We start from the raw sequence: 18,540 nt of genomic DNA on the forward strand, positions 1-18,540 counted from the left end.
AAATGCGGCAGTTACAAAAATCAATTATTAATACGTTGAAGGTGAAGCCCCAAATTGACCCGCAAGAGGAAGTGGACAAGCGGGTTCAATTTATCAGTGAGTTTTTGCAGAAGACGGGGATGACGACCCTAGTTCTGGGGATTTCCGGGGGGCAGGACTCGTCCTTGGCAGGGCGGTTATGTCAATTGGCCGTGGAAAAGCTGCGGCAAGAAGCACCGGACAAGCACTACCAATTCATCGCGGTCCGGCTGCCATATGGCGAACAGGCGGATGAATCTGACGCCATGAAAGCAATTAATGATTTCATCAAGCCTGACCAGACACTGCGGGTCAATATTAAGCCGGCGACCGACGCCATGGTTGCGGCTGTCGAAGCGGCGGGGGCCCAGATCAGTGATTTCAACAAGGGGAACATCAAGGCCCGGGAACGGATGATCGTCCAGTACGCGATTGCTAGCGCTAACCACGGTGCCGTTGTGGGAACCGACCACGCGGCCGAGGCGGTCACCGGTTTCTACACCAAATTCGGTGATGGCGGTGCCGACATTACCCCCTTGTCCGGGTTGGACAAGCGTCAAGGGAAGGCCCTGCTGGAATACCTTCAGGCGCCCAAGTCGCTCTACGAAAAGGTGCCGACCGCGGACCTGGAAGACGACCAGCCAATGCGCCCCGACGAAGAAGCGCTGGGCGTTTGCTATGAGGATATTGATAACTATCTTGAGGGCCACCAGATTGCCGATAAGGTTGCTGAAAAAATCGAGGACTGGTACAAGAAGACGCGGCATAAGCGCCACCAGCCGATTAGTCCGCTCGATTCCTGGTGGAAGTAGTTTTTAGACGGAGGACTTAATGGATCAACAAATTGTTCAATTAGTAAGTCAGCAGCTGCCCAAGCTGCGGCAAAAACAGGTCAGCGCGGCCCTGCAGCTGATGGACGAAGGGAATACGATTCCCTTTATCGCGCGGTACCGGAAGGAAATGACGGGAACCCTGGATGAAGTCCAGCTGCAAGAAATCCGCGACCAGTACCACCACGTTACCAGCCTGCGCGAACGTCAGGAAACGGTGGTTAACAAGATTAAGGAGCAGGGGAAGCTGACTCCTGCCCTAGAAAAGCAGATCCGTGTTGCCACCGACCTCCAAACGGTGGAGGATCTCTACCTGCCCTACAAACAAAAACGGCAGACCAAGGCCCAGAAGGCCAAGGCAGCGGGACTGGCACCGCTGGCAAACTGGCTGCTGACCTACCCTGATGGCGAGCTGACGACTAAGGCAGCCGAATTTGTCAACGATGACGTTGAGAGTCCGGAGGCAGCCCTTGCCGGGGCCCACGAAATTCTGGCCGAGGCCATCTCCGAGATGGTAACCGTCCGGGCTTGGTTGCGGAACTTTACCCACAACCACGGCCAGCTGGTCACCAGCCTGAAGAAGGATGGCGAGGAAAAGGACGAGCTGAAGACCTATAAGCAGTACTACGATTTTACCGGTGCGGTAAAGGACCTGAATTCCTACCAGGTGCTCGCCATTAACCGGGGCGAGAAGGAAGACGTTTTGTCCGTTAAGCTGGCGGTCGATGAGAAAGCCGTCCTGAACTACCTCAAGTTCCGCCTGATCCGGACAAAGAAGGAGAACCAGGCGACAAACTTTATTGAGGAGGCTGCGGCCGACGCCTACAAGCGTTTCTTGGGCCCAGCCATCGAGCGGGAACTGCGGCGGCAACTAACGGATGACGCTGACCAGCAGGCCATCAAGGTCTTTGGTGAAAACCTTTACCACCTGCTGATGCAGGCGCCAATCAAGGGCAAGGTCGTGCTCGGCTTCGACCCCGCCTACCGGACTGGTTGTAAACTTGCGGTCCTGGATGAGAACGGTAAATTTCTGACTAAAGCGGTCATCTACCCCCACAAGCCGGCACCGGAGAAGCAACGGGCCGCTGCGGAGGGCGAGTTCATTGACCTGCTGGAGAAGTACCACGTCGAGATGATTGCGATTGGCAACGGGACTGCCAGCCGGGAGTCCGAACAGTTCGTGGCGGCGGCGCTCAAGAAGATTGACCGCCCGGTTTACTACGTAATTGTCAATGAAGCGGGGGCCTCTGTTTACTCCGCAAGCCAGGAAGCCCGGGATGAGTTCCCAGACCTGCATGTCGAGCAGCGGAGTGCAATCTCCATTGGTCGCCGGCTCCAGGATCCGCTGGCGGAATTGGTCAAGATTGACCCGCAGTCGATCGGGGTTGGACAGTACCAGCACGACTTGCCGAAGAAGGAGCTGAGCGGTGAACTGGACGCTATCGTGGAACGGGCGGTCAATCGGGTCGGGGTCAACCTGAATACTGCCAGCTACCAGCTGCTTAGCCAGATTTCCGGCCTGAACAAGACGATTGCCAAAAACATCGTTAAGTACCGGGATGACAACGGCCGCTACACCAACCGTCAACAGCTCAAGGATGTGCCACGGCTAGGCCCGAAAGCCTTCCAACAGTCGGTTGGTTTCTTGCGAATCGTCAACGGGGAGAACCCGCTCGATAACACCGATGTCCACCCGGAGAGCTACCCAATCGCGGCGGCAATGATGGAAAAGGCGGACGTGGCGGTTGCTGACCTGGGAACGCCGGCAGCGACTAAGCGGATCCGGCAGTTGGATCCGGCGGAATTTACGACCGCTAAGGCTGGAACGGCGACCGTTAACGATATCGTGGCTTCACTGCAAAAGCCGGGCCGTGACCTGCGTGATTCGATGCCGGCACCATTGCTGCGCCACGATGTAATGACGATTGAGGATTTGAAACCGGGGATGCAGCTCCAGGGAACTGTCCGGAACGTGGTCGATTTCGGCGCCTTTGTGGATATTGGGGTCAAGCATGACGGCCTGGTTCACATTTCGAAGATGACCAAGAAGTTTACCCGTGATCCACGGTCCGTTGTTTCCGTCGGCGATATCGTCGACGTGTGGATTGACAGCGTTGATTTGAAACGGCAGCGAATCCAGCTGACCATGCTGAAGCCGGCGACCGTGGATGAATAACGCGGACCTGCAACGCCTGACTGAGGAGTGGTCACTGGCGGCGTTTCACCGGCCGTTTACCCACCGGATTTTCTTTAACGCCCGTCTCAAGACGACCGGGGGCCGCTACCATTTGGATGACGGTCATATTGATATCAACCCGCTGATGTATACGGAGTTTGACCTGGCAAACCTGAAGCGGGTGGTGCTTCATGAATTATGTCACTACCACCTCCACCAGACTGGCCAGGACTACCGCCACCGGAGCGCCGCCTTTCGAACCCTGCTGGCCCAGGTTGGTGGTTCCCGCTACGCACCGCCGACCAGCAAGACCCGGCCACGCAAGGTAAAGTGGCTCTACCAGTGCTCAGGCTGCGGGATTACGATTAGCCGCCAGCGCCGCTTTAATACCCGGCGTTATGTCTGCCGGCGCTGCGGTCACCACTTTTACCTAAAAAAATAAAAAAGGGGCTTGTCAACAAGTAGCCAGCTTGCTATAATACTATTTGTTGACGCGGCCATGGCGGAATTGGCAGACGCGTAAGATTAAGGATCTTATGGTCGTTTAGACCGTGGAGGTTCAAGTCCTCTTGGCCGCACTACTAAGAACACCCGACTGATTTAATTATCGGTTGGGTGTTTTTTTGCGTTAACTTTAAAATACGTACGTTTTTTGTGGGTAGATGAAATTTTGAAGGGTTATCAGAGGCCGGTATGATGGTTGTTGGCCTTCCTTGTTTGCATAGGATTAATTTTAAGGAGTGAGTGAGCTAAAGCAGGCATAGTAAGGTAGCCGGTTTCTGCTGTATAATTACTTACAGAGAATTTAAAAAGAAGGTAGCCTAAGAAGGAAATGAAAATGATGGAAACTAATTTTGATAATTACCCTTCTAAATACGCAGAAATTGGTAAATCAGGACAGCAGGCGGAAAGTATACTGTATCAAGCACCAAGAAATGCAGTCCAAGGATTACGTGTACAGGTGGAAATATTCCTTGGCTAAAGACTGGTGATTTTAATGATGGGGTTATTGAAAATATAACTGAAACAATTACGGAATTAGGTGTTAAGAATTCATCTGTAAAAGTTAATAAATCTGGTAATGTTTTAATAGTAATGTACAGTGCTGCTATCGGAAAACTTGGAATTGTAAGTCAAAAAGAATTAGTAACCAACCAAGCTGGTTGTGGATGTACTCCTTACGAGGGAATTTATAATTGGGTTTTGTTTTATTATCTTTTAGCCTCTAGAAATTGATTAATTGGTTTAGAAACTGGTGGTGCGCAGCCTAATATCTCTAAGAAAAAATTGAAGATTTCTGCTTCCCGTTACCATCGTTAGCTGGGCAAAGACGAATTGTTTCAAAAGTGGAACAATTATTTAATTTAATAAGCTAAAATTGAATTTACAAATGTATAAAAAATTAGCCTCAAGTATAACAAAGGCATATATTTAGGCTGAGCAGAGGAGATGATTATTATGGATAAAGCAACTGAATTTTACGATTGGTTCCACAATTTAACGCCTGCGGAGATTAAACGGATGGCTGATAACGAACCGAACGAAGATAAAAGGTTGTTCCTCTATGATTTATTAAATTCTAGGCTGCGAGAAGTCCAAAAACCAATCATTGAAGGGAAGTTTGTCCTCTAATGCCTGAGTATATAATTTTAGCTGGAGTAAATGGCGCAGGTAAAAGTACTCTATATAGGTCTCTATTAAACAGTGATAAGAATTATGCGTTGATTAATTGCGGATGAGATTTTGCAGTCAATGCATGGAGATTGGCATTCGAATCTGGATAATTTAAAAGCAATGCGGGTTGCTGTTGCTAAATTAAAGCAAGAGTTGTTGTCGGGACATAATGTTATCCAGGAGACGACGCCTGCTTCAAGCCGGAAGGGAATTTTAAAATTTATTAACTTTGCCAAGAAACAAGGGTATACAGTGCGCTTGGAATATGTAGGTTTGGCAAGCGCCGAATTAGCTGTTAGTCGAGTTCAATCACGAGTTTCTAAAGGCAGACATGGTGTAAGCTCGGACTTAGTTACTCGAAGATATACTAGGAGCCTCCAGCGATTGGCTGAGCTCTATGATGAATTTGATGCAGTAGAACTTTGGGATGATAGTCTGAGTGACACGGAGTTAATATACTCGGCGGATCACGGCAAAGTGCTCATCAATAAAAGTAAGGACTATAATTGGGTTCTTGATAGCATCAAGGAAAAACATAGTTAAATTTTGAAAAGCAGTTTGTACCTTGAATGGGCACCGGCTGCTTTTTTTTTTTAGCTAATTGTGATTATTTACCTTTTAGTAAAATCCATCAATGTTTACTATCTTCGCCTAAATGAAAGCGCTATACTGAAACTGGATAGTTTTAGTGAGGAGGTTTTTCATTCATGGATGCAGATATTAAATGGTTGGACGATCCGGAGACCTTCCGGGTCAACCAGTTGCCCGCCCATAGCGATCACTATTACTATGGCAACTATGCGGAGTGGGCGCACCACCGCAGCCGCTTCGTTCAATCCCTCGATGGGCAGTGGCAGTTTCAGTTTGCCCCGAACCCGCAGGAACGGCCGGCGGACTTCTCTGCCGTTGACTACGACACAGCCAACTTTGGCACGATTGAGGTGCCGAGTGAAATTGAGCTCAGTGACTACGCCCAGAACAATTACATTAACACCCTGATTCCGTGGGAAGGAAAGATTTACCGGCGGCCAGCTTATGCCGTGGATGGCCAGAATAAAGAGGCGGGCTCCTTTAGCACCGGGGCTGACAATACCGTTGGCCTCTACCGGAAGCAGTTTGACCTTGACCCGGCACTGCGCGGTCGGCAAATCCGGGTCCGCTTTGCCGGGGTCGAGCGGGCGATGTATCTCTGGCTCAACGGCCACTTTATTGGCTATGCCGAGGACAGTTTTACCCCATCCGAATTTGACCTGACCCCGTACATTCAGGACGAGGGCAACGTCATGGCGGTCGAAGTCTTTAAGCACAGCACCGCTTCCTGGCTGGAAGACCAGGATATGTTCCGCTTCTCCGGGATTTTCCGTTCCGTTGACCTCTTAGCCCAACCGACAATCCATGTGGAGGACATGACCATCCGGCCAACCGTTGATGATGACTACCAAAACGGCCACTTTAACCTGGAGCTGCAATTGGCTGGCGAACAGGCCGGGACCGTGCACGTGGTTGCCAAGGATGCCGATGGTCAGGTAATTGTCGACCAGACGAAACCAGTCGCTGCCAGCATCCGCTTGGCTGAAACGGCAGTCAAGAATGTCCACCTCTGGGATAACCACCAGCCCTCCCTCTATCAGCTGCTGGTTGAGGTCAAGGACGGAGCGGGGCGCCTGGTCGAACTGGTCCCATACCGGTTTGGCTTCCGGCGGATTGAAATCAGCCCAGACCACATCGTCCTGCTGAACGGTAAACGGCTAATTATCAACGGGGTCAACCGCCACGAATGGGACGATCAGCGGGGCCGTTCCGTCACGCTAGCTGACATGAAAAAGGACATTCAGACCTTTAAAGAAAATAACATCAACGCCGTCCGGACCTGCCACTACCCGGACCAGCTACCGTGGTACAGCATGTGTGATGACAATGGCATCTACATGATGGCCGAAAACAACTTGGAGTCGCACGCCACCTGGCAAAAGATGGGCAGTGTCGCCCCGTCATACAACGTGCCGGGCTCCGTTCCTCAATGGAAGGAAGCGGTGGTGGACCGTGCCCGGACTAACTACGAGACCTTTAAGAACCACCCGGCCATCCTCTTCTGGTCGCTGGGGAACGAGTCCTTCGTCGGTGATGACATGGTAGCCATGCAGCAATTCTACAAGGAGCATGACGACAGCCGCCTGGTCCACTACGAAGGGGTCTGTCATACTCACGATTATAGTGACCAGATTCCAAGCATGGATAAGGCCAACTACCTGCCAGCCGGTGGGACCAAGGACTACCGCGACCAGGTTTCCGACGTCGAGAGCTGGATGTACCTGCCGCCAAAGCAGGTGGAGGAATACCTGCAAAATAACCCGGACAAGCCGTTTATGGAGTGTGAATACATGCATGACATGGGAAACTCCTGCGGGGGAATGGGCTCCTACATCGCCCTGCTCGACAAGTACCCGCAATACTTCGGCGGCTTCATCTGGGACTTTATCGACCAGGCCCTTCAGGTCAAGGATCCAGTTAGCGGCAAGCTGGTAATGCGCTACGGTGGCGACTTTGACGACCACCACTCCGATTATGAATTTTCTGGCGATGGCTTGATGTTTGCGGATCGGACACCAAAGCCGGCAATGCAGGAGGTACGGTACTACTATGGATTACACAAATAAATTACACGTTGTTTATGGTGACGGTTCGCTCGGCGTTGGCGGTGCTGGCTTTCACTACATCTTCTCCTACGAGCGGGGCGGCCTGGAATCGTTAAAACTGAACGGGAAGGAGTGGCTCTACCGGACGCCAGTGCCGACTTTCTGGCGGGCCACAACGGATAACGACCGGGGGAGCGGCTTCAATATCAAGTCGGCCCAGTGGCTGAGTGCGGACTACTTCCAGAAGTGTACCGCCATTGACGTTACGGTGGATGACCACGACTTTGGCGGCCTGCCACTGGACAACGACCACTACTCGAATGAAGAAACGGCTGAAAAAGTGACGGTTGCCTACACCTTTGAGACACTGACGGTCCCGGCAACCACGGTCACAATGACCTATACAGTGGAAGTGGGCGGGCCAATTACTGTCCACGTTCACTATACGGGCAAGGAAGGGTTGCCAGAGTTACCCGTGATGGGCGTCCGGCTGGTAATGCCGACCCTGGCAGAGGGCTTTGAATACCAAGGCCTATCTGGTGAAACCTACCCGGACCGGATGGCTGGCGCTGAACACGGCGTCTACCAAATCAATGGTCTGCCGGTCGCCAAATACCTAGTTCCCCAGGAAAACGGGATGCATATGGCGACCGACTGGGTCGAAGTGACCCGGACGACGACCCAGAACAATGCTGATTACGACGGGCAGCCGTTCAGCCTGAAGGTGGCAAAGGTGGACCACCCATTTGCCTTTAGCTGCCTGCCATACACGGCGGAGGAGCTGGAAAACGCGACCCACATCGAAGAACTGCCCCTGGAGCGGCGGACGGTGATGGTAATTGCCGGTGCGGTTCGGGGTGTCGGTGGAATCGACAGCTGGGGGGCTGATGTCGAGCAGCGCTACCACATTCCGGCCACTAAAGACATTGATTTTAGCTTTGTCCTAAACGCTAAGTAATAGGTCAACAATGGGGAAGGCGAGGTCTAACTTGCCTAATTGCCCTGGCTGCTGCTTGAGGAGGGAAAATTGCTGATTTACCAGTGTTTGCCCTGCCAGCTAGCCACTCTGCTGTTGCATTTTTAGCGCTAAATTAGCAACGAGGCTGAGGTTATTCTCAGCCTCGTTTTTGCTTTTCTCGGTTGCTTCTTATATCATGGAGAACAACGAATGATACGGAAAGGAGTGCTGTGAAAATGCAGATTAAGCAAGCGACGGCCGCTGACCTAGCGGCGGTTTGCCGGTTTTACCAAGAAGTCTGTGCCCAGCAGCAGGACGACGAATACGGAGCTGATTGGCACTGGGGCGTTTATCCCAACCGGGAGCTCTTAGCCGACCGGATTGATAACGGGATGGTAGTCGAGGGGCTGGTAAATGGTCAAGTTGCCACTGTCGGAATCTTGACGACCGGGGAGGACCCCAATTACCGTCAGGTTGACTGGGCAATAGCAGCACCAGAGCAGCAGATAACCGTCCTCCACCTATTTGCCGTCAGCAAGAATTTTCGGGGCCAGGGCCTGGCTAAGCAAATGCTCCAGAAATTATTTGAATTTGCCAAGAACAAGGGGTACGCGGTAATGCACCTCGACGTGATGAAGGGCAATGTCCCGGCCGAACGGGCATACGTTAAGAGCGGTTTTCGCTTTGCCGGCGAAGTAGTCCTCCATTACGAAGACATTGGCGACACCAGTGCCCACATGTATGAACGAAAGTTGTAAAGCAAACGCCCGCGCGAGCGACTTGATGTCGGAAGCGTGAGCGTTTTTAACTATTGCGGCTTTTTGAGGAGGTCATTAAAGGCCTCGCTGATGGTTGGATGGGTGTAAATCTGGTCACGGAGCATGGTGTAGGGGAGTTTAGCCCGCATTGCCAGGGCAACCATGTTGATGATTTCATGGGCTTCCGGTGCGTAGAGGGTGGCACCGAGGATGAGCTTGGTCTGCGGATCAACTAGTATTTTGAGGATCCCGCGCTGATCCTTTAGCACCTTAGCCTTTGGGATGGCAGCGACGGGGAGCTTAAACAGTAGGTAATCCTGTCCTTGAGCGTGGGCCTGCTTTTCGGTTAAGCCAACTTGGGCGAGCGGTGGCTCAATAAAGACGCTGGTTGGGACGACCCCACGGTTACTGATACGGCGGGTGCCGTCGCCGAAAAGCTCATCCTTGATGATTCGGAAGTCGTCCAGGGAAATATAAGTAAACTGGGGACCGCCCTTAACATCGCCAATGGCCCATACACCGGGCACCGTGGTGTGGAGCTGGTCATCGACCTTGATGGCGCCCCGATCGTCAACGGCAATCCCGGTATTTTCCAGTCCGAGCTTTGCCGTTGCTGGCCGGCGTCCGGTGGCAGCGAGAATTTTATCGGCGGCCAGTTGGGTAGCATGACCATCGCGGCTGATTTCCACTTGGACTTGCCCATTGGCCGTGCTGACCTGGTCGATGTTGACCCCGAGGTGGAAGGTAATGCCGAGCTGTTCTAAGTTGGCTTTGACCATCGCCACGACGTCCGTGTCTTCACGGGGGAGGAATTCCTGGTGGTGGTCAACCACGGTCACCTGGGCGCCGAATTCGGCAAACATGCTGGCAAACTCCAGGCCGATGTAGCCAGCACCGATGATTACCAATTTCTGCGGCAGACTGTCCAGTTCCATTGCGCTCGTGGATGTCAGCAGGGCCGGACTCTCCCGCAGGCCGGGGATGGGCGGGACGGTTGGCTGGGCCCCGGTGTTGATGAAGATTCGCTTACCGGTGAATTTCTGGGGACCAGTTGCGGTATCGACGGTAATTGTATGGTCACTGGTAAAGTGGGCGGTCCCGTCCAGGACGGTGATGGTGTCCTCGTCGGCGAGCATGTGGTAGTTCTTGTCCCGCAGCTGGGCAACCATTTCCCGCTTGCCCCGGATGGCGGTCGCAAAGTCAGTACCGCGGGCGGCCTCGGTAATCAGCCGTTTAGAGGGGAGGCAGGCAATGTTGATGCAGGTGCCCCCGTACATTTCCCGTGACTTTTCTACGACGAGCACCTCTTCGCCTTGTTGGGCGAGAAATTTGGCGAGTGTTTTTCCACCCTTGCCAAAACCAATAATGATGTTTTGCACTGTCTTCATTGCTTCTTCCTCCTTAAAGTTGGGTTTCAGCTTGAATTATACCGGGAAAGTGGGGGGTGTCACGCAATCTGCCTGGGGCGATAGTTACGTATATGTGATTACGAGGAACCTTAAAATAAATGTTTTTTTGAATACGGTTACATTTCGACGAATCCTCCTGTATAATAGTTTGTGAAATTATCAAATTAAAACTAAGGAGGATGCCATTATGTCAAGAAAAGATAATAATCACAAACCAGCACCGGTCCTGTTTCAGTGTGCGATTTTCGCCGGTATTTTATGGGTCGCTAGCATTATTTCGGCGCTCTGTCCGCCATCGTTCACGGTACCGACTCCAGTGATTGGGCTGATTTTGCTCTATCTTCTATTAATCCTTGGGGTGGTCAAATTGGAATGGGTTGAGAATCTAGGGATGTTCTTGATTAGTCTGATTGGCTTCCTCTTTGTGCCATCAGGAATTCAGATTGCTAATGATTTAGGAATTTTACAACGGGAAGGCTGGCAAATTCTCCTGGTAATCCTGGTAGCAACAGTGTCTTTGCTGGTAGTAACCGCTTATGTTGCCCGGTTGGTCATTGCTATTCACAAGCGAATCGCGGGAGGTCAAGATCATGACAGCATTAACCAATAACTTAGCCCTGCCATTTACCGGGATTTTTATATCGCTGTTTGTCTTCCTGCTTGGACAGTGGCTCTTTAAGAAAAGCAAGGGCTTCTTTCTCTTTCAGCCGCTCTTTTTTGGAATGGTGGCTGGAATTATCATTCTAATTATCTGGGGTAAAATTCAGGGGACGTCAACTGCTTACGTCTACCGGCACTTTTATAAGCCGGGTGGGGATATTATCTTCTGGTTTTTGAACCCGGCGACGATTGCCTTTGCGATTCCGCTTTTTAAGCGTAATGATGTCCTCAAAAAATACTGGCTTGATATTCTGATTTCCCTGGTGATCTCCACAATTCTCTGCCTCTTCATTATTCTTGGCGCTAGTAAGCTGGTGGGATTGTCACACTCCTCGGCTGCTGCCATGCTACCACAGGCGGCGACTACAGCGATTGCGATGCCGGTCGCCGAAGCAATTGGTGGTAACCCTGCGGTGACTGCCATTGCCTGCATCATCAAGGCCGTGATTGTTTATGCCCTAGCGGATGTCTTTATCAAGGCTTTTCGACTCCAACGCTCACAGATTGGGTTAGGATTGGGCCTTGGTACTGGAGCAACGATTGGTTCTGCCAAGGCACTTGAATTTGGGGTCCTCGAAGGTGCGATGGCTTCAGTCTGCGTCGTTGTCTCTGGAATTATTATTGACCTGGTAGTGATTCCTTTTGCCCGCTTGTTCATGTAAATTAGTTTTTTGGTCGGCCATGATGCCGGCTTTTTTGTTATGTTATAATCGAAAGAAAATGGAGGCGGTAATGGTGGTAACAATGGACGAACAATTTATCCAAGCTGTCCTTGACACTGTTGACCTGATTCCCTACGGTCGGGTTGCCACGTATGGTCAAATTGCCCGCATCATTTGCCGCCCCCATAATGCCCGCTTGGTTGGTAAGACCTTAGGGAAGTACGGTGGCCGGGGTAAACACCCCTGTCACCGGGTGGTTACTGCTAATGGTCGGCTTGCACCAGGCTGGTTGGACCAGCGACCAATGCTGCTGGCTGAAGGAGTCCCATTTAAGGATGAATGCCACGTTGATATTAGCCACTGTCACTGGCAGGGGATTTGATTCTGGGGACAAATAAACAGGATAAAAAAGATTGCCTATTATGTTTTAAAAGTGGTAGAGTGAGAAACGAGATATTATGATAGGGAGAATGCTAGATGGCTGATAAATATGACCAAATCAGGTCAGCGCTGAAGGAACCTAAGCTGCATGCCAAGATGTTTGCTTGCCGATTTGGCTTGGAAGCTAAAAAGCATCGTGTATTGACGAATGGTCGGGCAAGTCGTTACCCGTACCCGGTTAGCTTGCGTTCGCGACAGCACAACATATACCTGAACTCTGGCTTTACAGATGACATGATTGACTTTGAAACGCCGCCGGTAGTAGGAAGTATGCAGGCGGTACGTCACTTGAAGATGCTGGAACAGATCATGATCCAGCATCTCCACAATGACGAGCGGCTCTGGCCGTTGAGTATGGCACCGGCGCCACTGTACCAAAATGACCTGGAGTTCCTGCGTGATGATTATAGTAAGCCGTGGGACCAGGAAAATCATGATTACCTGGGAAATAAATATGGTATTGTGAAGGAAATTATGGGGGACGTTCACATCAATTTTGGACTGGACGAACAGTTGATTGCTGAACTCTACCATCGTTTCTATCAAGATGAGTATGCTAGTGAGGTTGACTTCCGTAACCACCTCTACTTTAAGCTTGCCCAGGTCTATTACCTTTACCAATGGCTCTTTACATACTTATATGGGGCCAGTCCGGTTACTGAAGACATGCCGGAGAGCTTCCCTGACAACTTAGAATTGCCGGTGCGAAGTATCCGGGCGAGTGAATTTGGTGATGATAATATTACTAGCGAACGGGTTACTTATAATTCGTTGGAGGAACATGTGGGCCAGCTCCAGGAGTTTATGGATAACGGAACCTTTTATAGTTTAAAAGAGTTTTTTGGACCAGTTCGCTTGCGGGGCCACAACCAGGACGTTACCGACCTTAAGGGTTCACTGGCAAAAGGGGTTGATTATCTTGAATTTCGTAATTTCGACCTCGACCCCTTGTCCAGGACCGGAATAAGTGACGATACGATTAACTTTTTAGAGTTGCTTTTGCTGAACGCTTTGGTAACCCCATTGCCGGATAATTTGATTGACCGGCTGGCGAAGGCGCGGCAACTTAATAATGAAGTAGCCTTGCAAAAGCCTAAGGATCAGACGGACTGGATGAAAGAGACGGCGAGTGCGTTAATTGCGGATTTGCAAACCTTTGTAGAAGAGTTTAACGCGCCGCGGGAGTACCGGCTTGCGCTGACTTTTGCTAAGCGGCGGGTGGAAGATCCATCATTAACAATCAGCGGCCAGTTAGCTGACCAGATCGAAAATGGCAACTTGCTGTCGTTTGGGTTAAAAATTGCCAATGACCGGTATACGAATAACATTAACTACCAGCACCCGTTGCAGGCCATCAGCAAGGACTATTCCGACGATGTGCAGCAGCTGATTCGGGCGGCGATTGAACTTGGTGTTGAATTTAACCTGGCTCCCGACCAGGTAACCCTGGCGGTGGGCGACCACCGGGAAAGCTACCGGGCGCAAGAGGCCTTTGACTTTAGCAAGGGGGCCCGGGACTTTATTCTGAACATTTTCCCAGAAGCAGCCGCTTTTAAGGAAGAGGTAAGTTAACTTACAGACAAGTGGGTGGGCCGAAGCTAGGCTGATTAGTACCTAGTCCCAGCCTTGTCTACCGCGCTGTGACATTATGAGCTTTAAAATAGCAAAGAGGCTGGGAGATTTTCCCGGCCTCTTGCTAGTTCTTAACTATTATAAAGATAACGTGGAAAATAACCACAAGGCTAGTGTCTAGCGCCGCGAAGCAAGGCTATTTGCCTACGAACGATAGCCGACCCGTGCCGTGTCAACTATCGTCCTAGGCTAGTCATACGCCTTGTCAAGGAGGTTATTTCCCACTCACTCTTTAAAAAAGGAGATAGAGAGATGCGCACAATTGGCATTATTGGTTTGGGCCACGTGGGACGGCTCCTGGCAAACGAGCTGGTAGCGACAGCCGCGGTCGACAAGCTGGTGTTAATCGACCAGGATGGTGACCTGGCACTGGCCGTGCAGACCGACCTGCTGGACGCACTGCCAGCCATGCGGACCCAGCCGCAGATTATCATTCAGGACTATGCTGCCCTTGCCGCGGCACAAGTCCTAGTAGTCGCGGTCGGTGACAGCGCCCTCACGAAGGATGACCCGATGGCAGAGCTAACGGTAGCGGGGCGGGCCGTCATGCAAATTGCTCCGCAGGTTAAAGGGAGCGGCTTCCACGGCCTGGTAGTCAACTTAACTGACCCTAACGAGGCGGTGACCGCCTTCCTCCAACAACAATTGCAGCTACCGACGAAGCAGGTACTGGGGATCGGAACGGTGCTTGATACCGCACGCCTCTACCGGGCAATTGCCCACGCCGCCCACGTAGCACCGGCCAACGTCAGCGGCTTTATCTATGGACAGCACGCTGGCCGGCAGGCGTTTGCCTGGTCGACCGTCCGGGTGAATGGTCAGGCACTGGATGAATCCATCAATGGTCACCACCTGGATGAAAGCCAGCTCAAGATTCAGGCCGACCTCTCAAGCTGGTATACCCTCAAGGGACTCGGTTATAATAATAGTGCGGTAGCTGCCTGGACCTGCCGCCTGCTTAGCGCCCTGTTAAATGACGAGCAGCTGGTCCTACCCGTGGCAATCTACCAACCCCAATATTCGGGTTACGTAAGTTTTCCCGCAGTGTTAGGTCGGCAGGGGGTCGGCAACTTAATTCTCTTAAAGCTATACCCCGTTGAAGAAATGGCGGTCCGAACCGCGGCAACGGCAATTAGCGGGCAGCTAGCCGCTTTGAATGAGTTAGTAAAGGAATGAATGACAGATGACAATTAAAAGATTAGCAATTTATTGTGGTGCCCTTCAGGGAAAGGACCCGGACTACATGGTCGAAGCTGAGAAGGTCGGCGAATGGCTGGCCGCCCACCAGATTGAATTAGTTTACGGTGGCGGTCAGCATGGCCTAATGGGGGCTGTGGCCCGCGGCGTTCTCGCAAATGGCGGAGTGGTTCACAGTATCTTAACCCAGGAATTATACGACCGGGGCGTGGCGCTTCCCGGGGTAACTGACCGGCAGATTGTCGCCAACATGGACCTGCGCAAGGAAAAGATGATGACTCTGGCGGATGGGATGATTGCCTTTCCGGGGGGCTTGGGGACCCTTGAGGAAATTAGCCAAGCCGCTTCCTGGGTAACGATCGGCGATAATGCCAAGCCGGTGGCGGTGTACAATTACCGCGGCTATTACGACAACCTCAAAAAGCAGCTGGTGACGATGAATCAGGCTGGCTTCTTGGAAGACCAATACTTACGTGAAATCTGCTTCAGCAGTAATTTGGATGAAATCCTGCGGTTTATGGAGGGTTACCAGGCACCGGCTCACCGAACGTACGATAAGTAGTTTAAAATAAAAAAACGCTGGTTAGCAGCGCTCGAAAATTTATTGAACTGGTTGAATTGTGTAGACCTGGTCGTCCGCCTCGTCAGTTAAGGAAACTGGCCGTTGTTCGTTGGCCCGGATAGTAATGTGGTAGCCGAATTTATCGAGGAAGACCAGCTTATCAGTTTCGATTTGCTGGACGGTGGCCGGAATAGCTTGATTATCGATCCCTAATTTTAATTCAGGAGAAATGGTGATTCGATGGGACCGATTGCGTTCTTTATCGTAATATTGCCAAGTACCAGTATAAAAAATCGGTAACGCAGTTGTCGTGCTACTTTTCTTACGGCTGAAGCCCAATGTACTGCTGAGCCCAGCCATTAATCCCGCGCCGAAAAGTAACATTCCCTTTTTCTTCATATTTCATCAGTCTCCTCAATTAAGTATGCGATAAGTCATTAACTTCATGGTCAATTATACACACATTTGTATTAGGAGAAGATTTCATTTCTGTTAAAAAGCAGCAATAATTGGTAAAATTAGTTGTAACAAACGTATTTGTTAATAAAGGAGAGAGAAAAGCGATGCTCAAGCTAGGAATTATTGGAACTCATATCATTACTGATCAGATGTTAGACGCCGCGAAGACGACGGGCAAGTACCAACTGACGGCGGTCTATTCGCGGACCCTGGACCGGGCACGAGAATTCGGTGAACCCTACGGCGCAACGGAATTTTACGATGACCTGGAGAAGTTCTTCAGCGAGGGCGACTTTGACGTGGTTTATGTAGCTTCACCAAATAGTTTGCACTATCAACAGGTGCGGCTGGCAATCGAAAATGATAAGTTTATCATCGTGGAAAAGCCAGCGTTTGTTAACCCGGCCGAATTCAGTGCGATCGAATCACTGCTGGCTGCACACCCGCAGGCCCGGCTGGTAGAAGCAGCTCGGCACATCCACACGCCGCTCTATGAAAAGGCTGTGGAAAAGGTTGATGAGATGAAGCAGCACCACTGCCAGGGGGGAACAATCACTGTGATGAAGTACTCCTCACGGTATGATAAGGTTCTGGCTGGCGACCAACCCTACCCGAATATCTTTACCCTGGACTTTGCGGGTGGTGCCCTGATGGACTTAGGGGTTTACGCCGTTTACGGTGCGGTGACCCTGTTTGGCGAACCATCAACGGTCGTCTACTACCCAACTTTGGCGAAGACGGGCGTGGATGCGAAGGGAGTTGCCATCCTCAATTATGACCACTTCACGGTGACTCTGAACTTCGGTAAAACCGCTAATTCCTACCTGCCATCAGAGGTGTACGGCTTAAAGGATACCCTGGTCTTTGATAGTATTTTTGAAACCCAGAAGGTAACTTATTACGATGCTGATAAGCAGGCCCACCCGTTGGAAGCACCGGTTTCGAAAAATTCGATGACCGATGAAATGAACGACTTTGCTGACCTCTTCAACAACCCTGATGACCCAGTGCAAGTCAAGAAGTACCAGCACTGGATGAACCTGGCGCGGACGGTCAATTCCGTGATGTACTCGCTGCGCCAGTCCGCTAATTTGACTTTCCCCGCAGATAATGATCAAGAATAGGATGATGCTATTTGATCGAACAGTTTAAAGAACATTTTGAGAAGCTCTACCAGCAGCCGACTGCGATTCAGACGGCCGTTGACCAAGCGCTGCAGACGGATCAATCCGTGCTCGGAATTGCGCCGACGGGGTCTGGGAAGACCCTCGCCTTTACCCTCCCGTTGCTGCCGAAGGTGATGCCGGGTGCGGGAACCCAGATTTTGGTGCTGGCCCCGTCCCAGGAACTCGCCTTGCAGACTGCCCGGGTAATGCGCGAGTGGGGGACAATTCTCGGCGTGAAGGTCCAGTCACTGACCGGGGGCGCAAACCTGCGCCGGCAGGTCATGCAGCTGCACAAGCACCCGGATGTCGTGGTCGGCACGCCGGGGCGGGTACTTCACATGCTGGATAACCACCACATCAAGCTGGGCCACCTCCAGACCCTGGTGGTCGACGAGGCCGATGACCTGCTCCAGGATGACACCCTGGCGGTGGTGGAGGATATTGAACGGGCAACCCCGCTCAGTACCCAGTTGGCGTTTTTCTCCGCCACGATGTCGCCCATTTTGGACCAGCTCAGCGTGATGTTTGGCCGGGATATCGTAACCTTCGATGTTCGAGATACTGACCATTCCCGGGGCCCAGTCCAGCACGTTTACCTAGCGGCCCGGACCAATGCCCAAAAGACGGCGACCTTGCGGCGGCTGGCAAGTATCAAAGACTTCCGGGCACTAGTCTTTTTCAACAGCACCCGAACCCTTCACTACGCGGCGAGCCGCTTGCGCCATGAACACGTGGCAGTGGGGACACTCGGTGGTCGTCAACGGCAGGTGGAACGGGAAAAGGCGATGCGGATGTTCCGCAAACGGCAGATCAAGCTGCTGTTGACCACTGATTTAGCGGCGCGGGGATTAGATATCCCGAAGCTCCCTGGGGTGGTCAACTTTGACCTGCCAACGAGCACTAATACCTATGTTCACCGCGCGGGGCGGACAGGCCGGCAGGGAGAACGGGGAATGGTAATCAACCTCGGGGACGATCATGATATCCGTGACCTGCGCAAGCTGACGGCGGACTTAGACTTAAATATCCAACGTTTTTACATTAGCCAGGACCAGCTGACGGATCAGAAGCCGGTGGCTGGCAAACAGGTTGAGCCATTTGTCAAGAAGGCCGACCGTCACCTGCAAAAGGCCCAGCTTGATAGCGAAGCTGGACCACGGAAGTCGGTTGCCAAAACCCTGAGCGGCTTTTCCAAGCCGAAGAAGCACCGTCATAAGAAGAACCGGAAAAATAAGGGGATCCGCCTGAAACACCGGCGGCAAAATTCCTAATAAAAAAGAATATTATCGCTTTACCTCCGAA

19 protein-coding genes and 1 tRNA gene are annotated in these 18,540 nt (G+C 51.6%); 18 read left to right on the forward strand and 2 right to left on the reverse strand.

The window, feature by feature from the left end:
- The first annotated feature begins 2 nt into the window (after positions 1-2).
- The 10 genes from nadE to N4599_RS08835 all read left to right on the forward strand — a co-directional run bounded on the left by nadE (position 3) and on the right by N4599_RS08835 (position 9,050).
- The gene (nadE, locus tag N4599_RS08790; protein WP_260899142.1) at positions 3-830 is read left to right on the forward strand and encodes an ammonia-dependent NAD(+) synthetase; all 828 of its coding nucleotides are present in this window, start codon (positions 3-5) and stop codon (positions 828-830) included.
- A gap of 19 nt (positions 831-849) precedes the next feature.
- Positions 850-3,024, forward strand: coding sequence for a Tex family protein (locus N4599_RS08795; protein WP_260899144.1), 2,175 nt, complete (start codon positions 850-852; stop codon positions 3,022-3,024).
- Positions 3,017-3,466, forward strand: coding sequence for a SprT family protein (locus N4599_RS08800; protein WP_260899147.1), 450 nt, complete (start codon positions 3,017-3,019; stop codon positions 3,464-3,466). The genes N4599_RS08795 and N4599_RS08800 overlap by 8 nt, the downstream gene beginning before the upstream one ends.
- A gap of 51 nt (positions 3,467-3,517) precedes the next feature.
- Positions 3,518-3,602 (forward strand) — tRNA-Leu (locus N4599_RS08805).
- Positions 3,603-3,862: 260 nt separating this feature from the next.
- On the forward strand, positions 3,863-4,006 hold the full coding sequence (locus N4599_RS08810) for a hypothetical protein (RefSeq protein WP_224757998.1): 144 nt from the start codon (positions 3,863-3,865) through the stop codon (positions 4,004-4,006).
- 476 nt (positions 4,007-4,482) lie between these two features.
- Positions 4,483-4,656: a hypothetical protein gene (locus tag N4599_RS08815; RefSeq protein WP_003713131.1), complete on the forward strand. Its 174-nt coding sequence runs from the start codon at positions 4,483-4,485 to the stop codon at positions 4,654-4,656.
- 120 nt (positions 4,657-4,776) lie between these two features.
- The gene (locus tag N4599_RS08820; RefSeq protein ID WP_260899152.1) at positions 4,777-5,241 is read left to right on the forward strand and encodes a zeta toxin family protein; all 465 of its coding nucleotides are present in this window, start codon (positions 4,777-4,779) and stop codon (positions 5,239-5,241) included.
- Between the two features lie 164 nt (positions 5,242-5,405).
- Positions 5,406-7,355 (forward strand): glycoside hydrolase family 2 TIM barrel-domain containing protein, encoded by a 1,950-nt coding sequence (locus N4599_RS08825; RefSeq protein WP_260899154.1) that lies wholly within the window; start codon positions 5,406-5,408, stop codon positions 7,353-7,355.
- Complete coding sequence (locus tag N4599_RS08830) at positions 7,339-8,292, forward strand: beta-galactosidase small subunit (protein ID WP_260899156.1); 954 nt, start codon at positions 7,339-7,341, stop codon at positions 8,290-8,292. The genes N4599_RS08825 and N4599_RS08830 overlap by 17 nt, the downstream gene beginning before the upstream one ends.
- Positions 8,293-8,528: 236 nt before the next feature.
- Complete coding sequence (locus tag N4599_RS08835) at positions 8,529-9,050, forward strand: GNAT family N-acetyltransferase (RefSeq protein WP_194176565.1); 522 nt, start codon at positions 8,529-8,531, stop codon at positions 9,048-9,050.
- A gap of 50 nt (positions 9,051-9,100) precedes the next feature.
- Here the strand turns inward: N4599_RS08835 and N4599_RS08840 are convergent, their stop codons facing one another.
- Complete coding sequence (locus N4599_RS08840; protein ID WP_260899158.1) at positions 9,101-10,438, reverse strand: FAD-dependent oxidoreductase; 1,338 nt, start codon at positions 10,436-10,438, stop codon at positions 9,101-9,103.
- A 208-nt stretch (positions 10,439-10,646) separates the two neighbouring features.
- Between N4599_RS08840 and N4599_RS08845 the strand changes: the two genes are divergently transcribed.
- The 6 genes from N4599_RS08845 (at position 10,647) to N4599_RS08870 (ending at position 15,613) form a co-directional block, all read left to right on the forward strand.
- Positions 10,647-11,069 (forward strand): CidA/LrgA family protein, encoded by a 423-nt coding sequence (locus N4599_RS08845; RefSeq protein WP_260899160.1) that lies wholly within the window; start codon positions 10,647-10,649, stop codon positions 11,067-11,069.
- Positions 11,050-11,781, forward strand: a complete 732-nt coding sequence (locus tag N4599_RS08850) for an LrgB family protein (RefSeq protein ID WP_062812835.1) — start codon at positions 11,050-11,052, stop codon at positions 11,779-11,781. Before N4599_RS08845 ends, N4599_RS08850 begins: the two co-directional genes overlap by 20 nt.
- A gap of 82 nt (positions 11,782-11,863) precedes the next feature.
- A complete protein-coding gene (locus N4599_RS08855) occupies positions 11,864-12,163 on the forward strand; it encodes an MGMT family protein (RefSeq protein WP_260902531.1) in 300 nt (99 codons plus the stop codon).
- A gap of 95 nt (positions 12,164-12,258) precedes the next feature.
- Positions 12,259-13,794: a glutamate--cysteine ligase gene (locus N4599_RS08860; protein ID WP_260899164.1), complete on the forward strand. Its 1,536-nt coding sequence runs from the start codon at positions 12,259-12,261 to the stop codon at positions 13,792-13,794.
- Between the two features lie 312 nt (positions 13,795-14,106).
- Positions 14,107-15,030 carry a lactate/malate family dehydrogenase gene (locus tag N4599_RS08865; protein ID WP_260899166.1) on the forward strand — a complete coding sequence of 308 codons (924 nt, stop codon included), beginning with the start codon at positions 14,107-14,109 and terminating at the stop codon, positions 15,028-15,030.
- Positions 15,031-15,037: 7 nt separating this feature from the next.
- Positions 15,038-15,613 carry an LOG family protein gene (locus tag N4599_RS08870; protein ID WP_062812831.1) on the forward strand — a complete coding sequence of 192 codons (576 nt, stop codon included), beginning with the start codon at positions 15,038-15,040 and terminating at the stop codon, positions 15,611-15,613.
- Between the two features lie 39 nt (positions 15,614-15,652).
- Here the strand turns inward: N4599_RS08870 and N4599_RS08875 are convergent, their stop codons facing one another.
- Entirely contained in the window at positions 15,653-16,012 is a 360-nt protein-coding gene (locus N4599_RS08875) for a DUF4828 domain-containing protein (protein ID WP_003713184.1), read from the reverse strand.
- A gap of 164 nt (positions 16,013-16,176) precedes the next feature.
- On the opposite strand from N4599_RS08875, the gene N4599_RS08880 reads away from it, so the two are divergent.
- Positions 16,177-17,196 carry a Gfo/Idh/MocA family protein gene (locus N4599_RS08880; protein ID WP_260899174.1) on the forward strand — a complete coding sequence of 340 codons (1,020 nt, stop codon included), beginning with the start codon at positions 16,177-16,179 and terminating at the stop codon, positions 17,194-17,196.
- Positions 17,197-17,207: 11 nt separating this feature from the next.
- Positions 17,208-18,509, forward strand: a complete 1,302-nt coding sequence (locus N4599_RS08885; RefSeq protein ID WP_062812829.1) for a DEAD/DEAH box helicase — start codon at positions 17,208-17,210, stop codon at positions 18,507-18,509.
- Positions 18,510-18,540: the final 31 nt, after the last annotated feature.

The organism is Limosilactobacillus oris (assembly GCF_025311495.1).
GTDB classification, from domain to species: Bacteria; Bacillota; Bacilli; order Lactobacillales; family Lactobacillaceae; genus Limosilactobacillus; species Limosilactobacillus oris_A.